This is a genomic window from Porcipelethomonas ammoniilytica (assembly GCF_025567485.1).
GTDB classification, from domain to species: Bacteria; Bacillota; Clostridia; order Oscillospirales; family Ruminococcaceae; genus Porcipelethomonas; species Porcipelethomonas ammoniilytica.
The window spans coordinates 93,309-102,884 of the sequence record NZ_JAOQKH010000002.1; the positions used below are offsets into that span (position 1 = coordinate 93,309).

Sequence of the window (9,576 nt, forward strand, 5' to 3'; positions counted from 1 at the left end):
GGCTTAAGCCGTCTTTTTGTTTTAAAACACAAAATCCTCTGCATAAGTTAAAATTTCTTCCTCAGATAAGTTTCCGGGTACTTGAAAATATATTTTTGTATCTTCATCATACATAAATTCTAAAGCAGTAGTCATACCATCGGTTGAATAAAGAGCCTGTCTACCAAATGCGTTTACTTCAATATAATCAAGCATAAATTCTTCTTCAACATTAGATCTACAGCTTTTTACCATTGATTCAAAATCATGATAATAAGTACGGCAGGTTGCAGAATAGACTATAGTATTACCGGAAGCGATTTCTTTAAAAGCAACTGAATATCCGCTTCGATAAGTTTCTGCTTGACAAAATTCATATTTTTCTTCATCATATTCCGGTACAGCATATGATGAACGTGTTTTATTGCTGTTTAAAAAAGCTGTCATGGTTTCAAAAGAGACTTTATCATTTTCGAGAGCGCACAGATTATCGTTTATTTCTGTTGTTAATTCTGATGATGAACTATTAGTTTCTGTTTGTGATATTTCTGTGTTATTTTTTTTGCTACCACAGCCGGAGAGAATAATTGAAGTTATAAAAAGAATAGGTATTAATTTTTTCATGTTAATATTCTCTTACTTTTCATGTATGATTAAACTTACTGTTGTTGTTCTTTAAAATTTCTTTTAAATATTATTTTTATTATATAAAATACTATATTGATATTATATCAGTAAAAAGAAATTAAGTCAATTATTGGGAGTTACCAAAATTTTAAAAATTATTTATATAATATTGCTAATAATTTAAGCTGTTTTTTACTGTATTATGGTAATAAAGTTTATAATTAAAATTGCCGGAGATTCTTTATAAAATCTCCGGCATAAATTTTACTTTTCCGTACAGAATTCAACCTTTTCGCCTGCCAAAATCATATTAGTGGTTCTCATAGCACACATTTTTCCGCACATAGAGCATGTATGTCTGTCCTTTGGCGGTACGCTTTCAAAGTATCTTTTTGCTTTTTCAGGATCAATTGCGTATTTGAACATTTCGTCCCATTCAACACGTCTTCTGGCATCGCTCATTTTATTGTCAATATCTCTTGCATGAGGAATACCCTTTGCAATATCAGCGGCATGAGCGGCGATTTTTGAAGCTACAATACCCTCTCTTACATCGTCTGCATCAGGAAGTCTGAGATGCTCAGCAGGAGTAACATAACAAAGAAAATCGGCACCGTTGGCAGCTGCAATAGCACCGCCGATAGCGGACGTAATGTGGTCGTATCCTGGAGCAATATCGGTAACTAAAGGACCTAAAACGTAGAAAGGAGCGTTGTGACAGATACGCTTTTGCAATGTCATATTTGCGGCAATTTCGTTCATAGCCATATGTCCCGGACCTTCAACCATTACTTGAACGTCCTTTTCCCATGCTCTTTTTGTGAGATCACCCAGCTCAATAAGCTCCGAAATTTGTCCTGCATCAGTACTGTCGTTGATTGAACCTGGTCTTAAAGCGTCTCCAAGACTGATCGTTACGTCATATTCACGAAGAATTTCCAGTACTTCATCATAATACTCATAGAATGGGTTTTCATTTCCAGTCATTTCCATCCAAGCAAAAAGCAGTGAACCGCCTCGGGAAACTATGTTGGTAAGTCTGCCCTGACGTTTAAACGCTTCAACAGCTCTTTTATTGATACCGGCATGAATAGTCTGAAAATCAACGCCTTCCTTGGCGTGTGCTTCAACTACTTTAAGGAAATCTTTAGCAGTAATTTCAAGAAGATCCTTTTCAAGATAGCCAATAGCGTCATACATAGGTACAGTTCCTATCATGGCGGGAGACATTTCAACAAGTTCCTTACGGAATGTATTGGTTTTACCGTAGTTGCTCAGATCCATAATAGCTTCGCAGCCGAAGTCGATAGCCATTTTTACTTTAGACATTTCCATGTCATAGTTTTTGCAGTCACCCGAAATACCTAAATTTACATTGATCTTTGTTTTCAGTCCTGAGCCGATTCCCTCCGGACTAAGTGACTTGTGGTTTATATTTGCAGGAATACACACACTTCCCTCTGCGACTTTTTGTCTTAAAATTTCAGGTTCCATGTATTCCTTTTCGGCAACAATCTGCATTTCCTTAGTAATAATGCCTTTTTTGGCCGCTTCCATTTGAGTTTTGTAATTCATTATGACCTCCGTATTTTTATTTTATATAATGTTTTTATACATATGATTTAATGGACCTCGTCCTCTTCCAAGATCAAGACCGTCCATAATTGCTCCGGTTACGTATTCCTTAGCAAGCTTAACGCTTTCCTTTACATTCATTCCCTTACCTAGATTAGACGCTATTGCGGAAGAAAGAGTACAGCCTGTTCCATGAGTATTGGGATTATCTATTTTTTTAGTTTCAAACCATGTCTTAACACCGTCGGCGTAAAGTAAATCAGCCGCAGTACTTTCCAGATGACCGCCCTTTAAAAGAACGTTTCCCCCAAACTTTTCGTAAATTATTTCAGCCGACTTTACCATTTGGTCAGGATTTTTTATTTCCATCTCTGAAAGAATTTCAGCTTCCGGAATATTTGGTGTTATAATGCAGGCAATGGGAAAAATACTTTCTGTAAGAGCAGAAACAGCGTTTTCTGCCAGAAGTCTGTGACCGCTTGTTGACACCATTACAGTATCTGCAACAACATTTACCGCTTTTCTTTTTCTGAGAAAATCAGAAATTGCGTATATTATTTCTGTATTTGAAAGCATACCTATTTTAACTGCATCAGGAGTTATATCGTCAAAGACCGCTTCAAGCTGCTTTAAAACAAATTCAGGTGGAATGTCGTGAATACCGGTAACTCCTGTGGTATTTTGCGCTGTAACAGAGGTTATAACGCTCATCGCATAGCAGCCGCTTGCGGAAATTGTTTTGATGTCGGCTTGTATTCCTGCGCCGCCGATACTGTCGCTGCCCGCTATTGTAAGTACAGTTTTCATAAAACTAGTCTCCTATGATTTCAAGAATAGATTTTTTCAAAGCCGCCGTCGCACATTGAATGTCATTTTTCGCAAATATTGCTGAAACAACAGCTACACCGCTGATTCCGGTATTTTTAAGCAAAGATATATTTTCCTGATTTATTCCTCCGATTGCCGCAACGGGAATAGAAACGTTTTCACAGATTTTTTTCAGTTCGTCAAAGGATAGAGGAACAGTATTATTTTTTGTTGACGAACCGAATACAGCTCCGCAGCCTAAGTAGTCAGCACCGGACTTAAATGCAGATACTGCCTCGTTGACATTATGAGCTGTAGCGCCGATTATGGCGTTGTTTCCCAGAATTTCTCTGGCTTTTTTTATATCGCCGTCACTTTGTCCAAGATGAACGCCGTCTGCACCGCTTTTTAGGGCAAGTTCTACAGAATCATTGATAATAAGCGGTACATTATATTTTTTGCAGACTGTTTTCAGTTCCTGAGCAAGGGAAAGCTGTTCTTCAAAATCTGTATTCTTTTCTCTTAGCTGAACAATAGTGACTCCTCCAAGTATTGCCTTTTCCACAGCGTCGGCAAGCGTTTGATTTTCCTTGAGCCATGATCTGTCGGTAACGGCATAAAGCCTTAAAGCTTTTGATGAAATTTTCATCTTTTTCCTTTCTTAAAAAACGGCGTACCCAAAAAAGGATACGCCGAAAGTCATTGTTTTTTCTAAAACTCCCTACGCTGGTATTATCCAATTCAGGTTAACGGGTTAAAGCGTTTACGCTTACTCTCAGCCTGTATTACAAGCACCCCGGTCAAATTACTATTTAATTTATTTTACTTCAACAGTCCAGCCGAATTCATCAGGAATTTTACCCCACTGAATACCTGTCATTGTATCATAAAGCATCTGTGAAATTTGTCCGATTTTATTGTCGTTGATCTCCATGATCTTATCTTCCCATTTAAGGTGTCCTACAGGAGAAATAACAGCGGCAGTACCTGTTCCGAAAACCTCGTCAAGCTTACCAGCGTCATAGGCTTCTGCTACTTCCTGAATTGTAATCTTTCTTTCAGTAACTGTATAGCCTTTGCTGCGGCATATCTCAATTGCGGATTTTCTGGTAATACCCGACAGAACAGAGCCTGTGAGTGCAGGAGTTATAATTTCACCGTCAATAACAAAGAAGATATTCATTGAGCCTACTTCTTCAACATACTTTCTTTCAACGCCGTCCAGCCATAGAACCTGTTCATAATCCTGCTTATGAGCCTCGTCCTGACCCGCAAGGGAAATAGCGTAGTTTGCGGCTGTTTTAGCAAATCCAGTCCCGCCTCTTACAGCTCTTACATAGTTGCTTTCTACGTAAATTTTAACAGGATTGAGACCTGTAGAGTAGTAAGCGCCTGATGGTGAAAGAATGATCATAAACATATAATGATCAGCCGGACGAACTCCTACATAAGGATCAGTTGCGATAATAAAAGGACGTATGTATAAAGAGGCTCCTTCTGAATAAGGAACCCAGTCCTTTTCAACGTTCAGCAAGGCCATAAGAGCTTCCATAGCGTCCTGTTCGTTGATTTTAGGAATGACCATTCTCTCATTGGAAACGTTCATTCTCTTAAAATTTTCATCAGGACGGAAAAGCTGAATTTTACCTTCGGCAGTACGGTAAGCTTTAAGTCCTTCAAAGATTTCCTGACCGTAATGCAGGCACATAGCCGCAGGGGACAGGGAAATATCTCCGTAAGGAACGATCCTAGCGTCATGCCAGCCTTCGCCGATATCATAATTCATAATAAACATATGGTCCGTAAATATATGACCGAATCCGAGCTTTGATTCGTCAGCAGGCTTTTCCTTTAAAGTTTTTGCCAATTCATATTTGATTTCCATTTATAAGACTCCCTTTTTAAGTCTGCATTTATTCACAGACCGTTATATAATTTTTTTTGTATTTTTTATTGTATACTGTTAACATTGTGACGACTGCTGAAGCAGCAGTGACGGCAATAAGCACTATTCCAAGGATTTTGACTACTTTTTTCATATGAATGCAACTCCTTTATTTTTAAATATGTACTTTTCTTTATTATATCATATATTTTTTTTCTTGGCTATAGCGTTTTAGCAAAAAAATAAAGATATTTTAATATTCTTTTTTTGCATATTAACAAGAAAATAGTCGATTTTTTACCGGAATTAAAAAAATTAAAAAAAATTAAAATTAGTACTTGAAATAAAAAAAAAATTGTGATATAATAATTAAAGTATTTGTGACTGTAAATTTCAGTTGGTTATATTCCGGAATATAAGTGTGCGGGCCCTGTGCAACGAAGCACCGTGAACCATGTCAGGCGGGGAACCGAGCAGCATTAAGCGGATCGTTTTGTGTGCCGCAGTCAGCCTGCACACTTATGCTCCGGAATTTTTTTGTTACAAGCATAATTCAGTGTTTTAATGGAGGTGACCGTTATTTATACAGCTTTATACAGAAAATGGCGGCCGCTGTCCTTTGACGACGTAATTTCGCAGCCGCATATTACAACGACCTTGCAGAATCAGATAAAAAACGGCAGAACTGCTCATGCATATCTTTTTACCGGTTCAAGGGGTACTGGAAAAACTACCTGCGCCAGAATTTTTGCAAAGGCGGTAAACTGCCCTAATGAAAAGGACGGTAATCCATGCCTTGAATGCGATGTTTGCAGAGATGCGGACAATGCCGCTTTGTCTGATATAATTGAAATTGACGCCGCTTCAAATAACGGCGTTGATGATATCAGAGACTTGAGAGACGGTGCGGTATATACTCCTGAACGCTGTAAATATAAGGTTTATATCATAGATGAAGTACATATGCTGACGCCTAATGCGTTTAATGCGCTTCTTAAGATTATGGAAGAACCGCCGGATTATGTGAAGTTTATACTTGCAACAACGGAGGTTCATAAGGTGCCTGCAACTATAACGTCACGCTGTCAGCGGTTTGATTTCAGGCGTATTCTGACAGAAGATATAACTAAAAGGTTATGCTATATTGCAAGTAAAGAAAATATTTCTATTGAAGAAAATGCCGCGGCTCTTATTGCGAGACTTTCCGACGGCGGAATGAGAGACGCTCTTTCGCTTTTAGATCAATGTGCGGCATATTCGGAAAATATTTCAATGGATACTGTTTCCGCAGCTGCCGGTATTGCCGGAAGGGGACATTTATTTGATATTATTGAGGCGGCAGTTTCAAAACAGCCCGGAAACGCTCTTGCAGTTGCCGACAATCTTTATTCTATGTCAAAGGACATGACGAAGCTTTGCAGTGAGCTTACAGATCAGTTCAGAAATTTGATGCTGTTGAAAGTATGCCCTGAAAAAACAGATTTGATAGTGTGTATGCCGGACGAGCTTGACAGACTTAAAAATATTTCCGCAAAACTTGAACTTTCGGAAATTCTTGCTAAGCTTACTGTTTTGCAGGAGTGCAGCGAGCGTATGGGCAAGGCTTTAAACAAGCGTATTGAGTTTGAAATGTGCCTTATTAAGCTTTGTTCAGTGCAAATTCAACAGAAAACTATTGACAATACTGAAATTTATGATAAAATAAAACAAGTGGATAATGTTTCAGTACCGGAAAAAACAGAACGTCCGGCAGAAACTGAAGAAACTGCAAGTCCTAAGCCGGCAGTGAATATGTCGCAGCTGAAAGCTTCGGATTTCAAACCTCTTGCGGAATGGTCTGAGATACTTGCGGAATTTACAAAGGTTTCTCCGTCTGTTTCGGGAACGCTGGCTGGTTCAAGAGCGTTTGTGTATTCAAATATTATGCTGATAGATACTAAAAATCAGTTTTTCCTTAAGCTTTTTAAAGTAAAGGAAAATTTTGCACTGCTGACCGAAACGATACGAAGAGTCATGGGAAAGTCTTATGTCATCAAGGCAAGGTGTTCGGCAGCGGCAGAATCCGAGCAAAAAGCCGGAAAACTTATTGAAAAAGCTGTAAGCAGCGGAATTGAAACCGTTGTTGAATAAATAAAAATAACAGACTATTTATAAAGTCAAAGGAGAATAAAATTATGAAGTCAAGAGTACCTAAAAATATCGGCGGAGCTCAGAATATGAATTCAATGATAAAACAGGCTCAGAAAATGCAGGATGAAATCACAGAACTGCAAAATGATATTGAAGCAAGAGATTTTTCAGCAACATCAGGCGGCGGCGCTGTTGAAGTTGTTGTTACAGGTGCAAAAAATATCAAGGCTTTGACAATCAAGCCGGAGGTTGTTGACAAGGATGACGTTGAAATGCTTCAGGACTTGATCATCAGTGCAATCAACGAAGCTATGGCTGATGTTGAAAAGACAACTGAAGAAGAAATGAATAAGATCACAGGCGGAGTAGCGCTGCCGGGATTATTCTGATAAAATGGCAGATAATAACGCTCTTCCCCTTGTAATACTGGCAGAGCAGTTTGCAAAGCTCCCGGGAATCGGTATGAAAACAGCTCAGAGACTTGCTTATGCTGTTATGTCCATGAGCGATAATGACGCAAAGGAATTTGCAGACGCTATTATTTCCGTAAAAAATGACGTGGGTTATTGTTCTGTTTGTCAGAATCTTACAGAATTTGAAGTATGTCCTATCTGCTCCGATGCGAATCGTGACGGTTCGATCATATGCGTTGTTGAAACCCCTAAGGACGTTTCAGCATTTGAACGCACAAATGAATACAGAGGCAGATATCATGTCCTTCACGGACTTATTTCACCTATTAACGGAGTTGGTCCGGACGATATCAGAATAAAAGAGCTTCTTGAACGTGTAAATAACGGCAGTGTTCAGGAAATAATTATGGCGACAAATCCTACGGTTGAGGGGGAAGCTACCGCAATGTATATCGCAAGGCTTTTAAAACCGTTGGGTGTTGTGGTTACAAGACTTGCTTTTGGTATTCCTGTAGGGGGACATTTGGAGTATGCTGATGAAGTAACTCTTTTTAAGGCTTTGGAAAACAGAAGTGAAATGTAAGTATTGGGTTGTTTGTTTGCCAATTCAATAAAAACCGTACCGTGAATCGGTACGGTTTAATTTTAATAAAATTAAGGAGGAATATATTATGTCTACACCGCATAACAGCGCTGAAAAAGGTGAAATTGCAAAGACAGTATTAATGCCGGGAGACCCTCTCAGAGCAGAGTTTATTGCGAAAACTTATCTTGAAAATCCGATTTGCTACAATAAAGTAAGGGGAATGCTGGGATTTACAGGTAAATATAAAGGCATTGAAGTATCTGTACAGGGAAGCGGAATGGGTATTCCGTCCATTGGTATTTATTCCTATGAACTTTTTAATGAATATGATGTGGATAATATTATCAGAGTGGGCACTGCCGGAGGAATTGCTGACAATGTAAACTTGCGTGACATTGTAATAGCAATGGGATCATGTACTAATTCAAATTATGCCGATCAGTATGGCCTTCCCGGAACTTATGCTCCTACAGCGTCTTATACACTTTTGAGCAGTGCGGTAAATGTTGCTGAAAATCATAATTGTACTTATCATGTTGGAAATATACTTTCCAGCGATACTTTTTATGATGACGGTAATTCTTTAGCAGCATGGCAGAAAATGAAGGTTCTTGCAGTTGAAATGGAGTCTGCCGCACTTTATATGAATGCCGCCCGTGCCGGCAAAAACGCTTTGTGTATCCTTACAGTGTCGGACTGTCCCCTTAAAGGAATTTCAACAACCGCTGAAGAAAGGCAAACAAGCTTTACAGATATGATGGAAATTGCTTTGGAAACAGTAGCTTCGGCTGCGGCTTATTAACGCACAAGACTTTCTTGTTCATTTCTTGTACCGTGATTGATGCCGCACCAAAGAAACAAGTTTCTTTAAAACTTCTTTTTCTTAACTTTCTTGTTTCGCAACAAGAAAGTAACAAAGAAATGCGCCCACTCAAACGCCGTGGGCGGCTTGCGGCACATAAAGTGCCGAATTTTATCCGTCATACGGTTTTTGAACTAATTGGTCTCCACGTAAAAGGCAAGACGTTTAAAATTTACGCCCATGTAAGATGGGCGATACTAAATGGAGAACGCAAGTTGCAAAAACGTCTTAGTACAGTTTTGGGAGTTTCAGTTTATTTTTTACGTATATCTGGATCATCTGTTCTGCCTAGCAGATAATCAACGGATACATTAAAATAATCAGCAATTTTTATAAGAACTGCCGAATTTACAGTAGCTCCGTTTTGCCATTTTTGTAAATTTCCTGAACTTAGTCCTAATTTACGTAATAATGGGGTTGGCTTTATGTTAGAATCTTCACATAATTTGATAAATCTGTCATAAAACATAAAATAAAATCCTCCGTAAATGTTCAAAATTTACAAAAATGCACCACGGTAAGCAAAAATTCGTTGACAAATGCACGTGAGTGCGCTATAATATAATTAAGCTATTAAAAATAGCCTAAATAATGTTTACTTTAATCGACACTTAATTGTAGTATATCATTATTTGGGCTAATTTGTCAATGGCTGAATTTCTTGTCTTGTACATTCTACGCTTTGTAAAAGCGTAATCAAAACATATTTGTC

At 38.4% G+C, this 9,576-nt stretch carries 11 protein-coding genes, 1 other RNA gene and 1 riboswitch; of the genes, 5 read left to right on the forward strand and 7 right to left on the reverse strand.

Annotated features, from left to right (window positions below; translation table 11 throughout):
- Nucleotides 1-21 precede the first annotated feature (21 nt).
- The 6 genes from OCV67_RS02010 to OCV67_RS02035 form a co-directional block, all read right to left on the reverse strand.
- A complete protein-coding gene (locus OCV67_RS02010) occupies nt 22-603 on the reverse strand; it encodes a hypothetical protein (RefSeq protein ID WP_147642193.1) in 582 nt (193 codons plus the stop codon).
- A 267-nt stretch (nt 604-870) separates the two neighbouring features.
- On the reverse strand, nt 871-2,181 hold the full coding sequence (gene thiC, locus OCV67_RS02015; RefSeq protein WP_147642194.1) for a phosphomethylpyrimidine synthase ThiC: 1,311 nt from the start codon (nt 2,179-2,181) through the stop codon (nt 871-873).
- A 21-nt stretch (nt 2,182-2,202) separates the two neighbouring features.
- Complete coding sequence (thiD, locus tag OCV67_RS02020; protein WP_147642195.1) at nt 2,203-2,988, reverse strand: bifunctional hydroxymethylpyrimidine kinase/phosphomethylpyrimidine kinase; 786 nt, start codon at nt 2,986-2,988, stop codon at nt 2,203-2,205.
- 4 nt (nt 2,989-2,992) lie between these two features.
- Nucleotides 2,993-3,637 (reverse strand): thiamine phosphate synthase, encoded by a 645-nt coding sequence (thiE, locus tag OCV67_RS02025; protein WP_147642196.1) that lies wholly within the window; start codon nt 3,635-3,637, stop codon nt 2,993-2,995.
- Nucleotides 3,638-3,689: 52 nt separating this feature from the next.
- Nucleotides 3,690-3,797, reverse strand: a riboswitch (TPP riboswitch).
- A gap of 8 nt (nt 3,798-3,805) precedes the next feature.
- The gene (locus OCV67_RS02030; protein WP_147642197.1) at nt 3,806-4,873 is read right to left on the reverse strand and encodes a branched-chain amino acid aminotransferase; all 1,068 of its coding nucleotides are present in this window, start codon (nt 4,871-4,873) and stop codon (nt 3,806-3,808) included.
- A gap of 28 nt (nt 4,874-4,901) precedes the next feature.
- Nucleotides 4,902-5,027, reverse strand: a complete 126-nt coding sequence (locus OCV67_RS02035; RefSeq protein WP_262644180.1) for a hypothetical protein — start codon at nt 5,025-5,027, stop codon at nt 4,902-4,904.
- Nucleotides 5,028-5,294: 267 nt separating this feature from the next.
- Here OCV67_RS02035 and ffs point away from each other — a divergent pair.
- From ffs to deoD, 5 genes are all read left to right on the forward strand, one after another.
- An RNA gene (gene ffs / locus OCV67_RS02040) (signal recognition particle sRNA small type) lies at nt 5,295-5,393 on the forward strand.
- A 44-nt stretch (nt 5,394-5,437) separates the two neighbouring features.
- The gene (dnaX, locus tag OCV67_RS02045) at nt 5,438-7,003 is read left to right on the forward strand and encodes a DNA polymerase III subunit gamma/tau (RefSeq protein ID WP_262644182.1); all 1,566 of its coding nucleotides are present in this window, start codon (nt 5,438-5,440) and stop codon (nt 7,001-7,003) included.
- 44 nt (nt 7,004-7,047) lie between these two features.
- Entirely contained in the window at nt 7,048-7,392 is a 345-nt protein-coding gene (locus tag OCV67_RS02050; protein ID WP_147642198.1) for a YbaB/EbfC family nucleoid-associated protein, read from the forward strand.
- A gap of 4 nt (nt 7,393-7,396) precedes the next feature.
- Nucleotides 7,397-7,999, forward strand: coding sequence for a recombination mediator RecR (gene recR, locus OCV67_RS02055; protein WP_147642199.1), 603 nt, complete (start codon nt 7,397-7,399; stop codon nt 7,997-7,999).
- Nucleotides 8,000-8,087: 88 nt separating this feature from the next.
- Entirely contained in the window at nt 8,088-8,804 is a 717-nt protein-coding gene (gene deoD, locus OCV67_RS02060; RefSeq protein WP_147642200.1) for a purine-nucleoside phosphorylase, read from the forward strand.
- A 313-nt stretch (nt 8,805-9,117) separates the two neighbouring features.
- Here the strand turns inward: deoD and OCV67_RS02065 are convergent, their stop codons facing one another.
- Nucleotides 9,118-9,333 carry a helix-turn-helix domain-containing protein gene (locus tag OCV67_RS02065; RefSeq protein WP_147642201.1) on the reverse strand — a complete coding sequence of 72 codons (216 nt, stop codon included), beginning with the start codon at nt 9,331-9,333 and terminating at the stop codon, nt 9,118-9,120.
- Between the last annotated feature and the right edge of the window lie 243 nt (nt 9,334-9,576).

Excerpts from the sequence above, each read along its gene's own strand:
- OCV67_RS02035 (WP_262644180.1), bottom strand. The coding sequence starts at position 5,027 with ATGAAAAAAGTAGTCAAAATCCTTGGAATAGTGCTTATTGCCGTCACT.
- thiC (WP_147642194.1), bottom strand. The coding sequence starts at position 2,181 with ATGAATTACAAAACTCAAATGGAAGCGGCCAAAAAAGGCATTATTACT.
- OCV67_RS02010 (WP_147642193.1), bottom strand. The coding sequence starts at position 603 with ATGAAAAAATTAATACCTATTCTTTTTATAACTTCAATTATTCTCTCC.
- dnaX (WP_262644182.1), top strand. The coding sequence starts at position 5,438 with ATGGAGGTGACCGTTATTTATACAGCTTTATACAGAAAATGGCGGCCG.
- OCV67_RS02065 (WP_147642201.1), bottom strand. The coding sequence starts at position 9,333 with ATGTTTTATGACAGATTTATCAAATTATGTGAAGATTCTAACATAAAG.
- thiD (WP_147642195.1), bottom strand. The coding sequence starts at position 2,988 with ATGAAAACTGTACTTACAATAGCGGGCAGCGACAGTATCGGCGGCGCA.
- OCV67_RS02030 (WP_147642197.1), bottom strand. The coding sequence starts at position 4,873 with ATGGAAATCAAATATGAATTGGCAAAAACTTTAAAGGAAAAGCCTGCT.
- recR (WP_147642199.1), top strand. The coding sequence starts at position 7,397 with ATGGCAGATAATAACGCTCTTCCCCTTGTAATACTGGCAGAGCAGTTT.
- OCV67_RS02050 (WP_147642198.1), top strand. The coding sequence starts at position 7,048 with ATGAAGTCAAGAGTACCTAAAAATATCGGCGGAGCTCAGAATATGAAT.
- deoD (WP_147642200.1), top strand. The coding sequence starts at position 8,088 with ATGTCTACACCGCATAACAGCGCTGAAAAAGGTGAAATTGCAAAGACA.
- thiE (WP_147642196.1), bottom strand. The coding sequence starts at position 3,637 with ATGAAAATTTCATCAAAAGCTTTAAGGCTTTATGCCGTTACCGACAGA.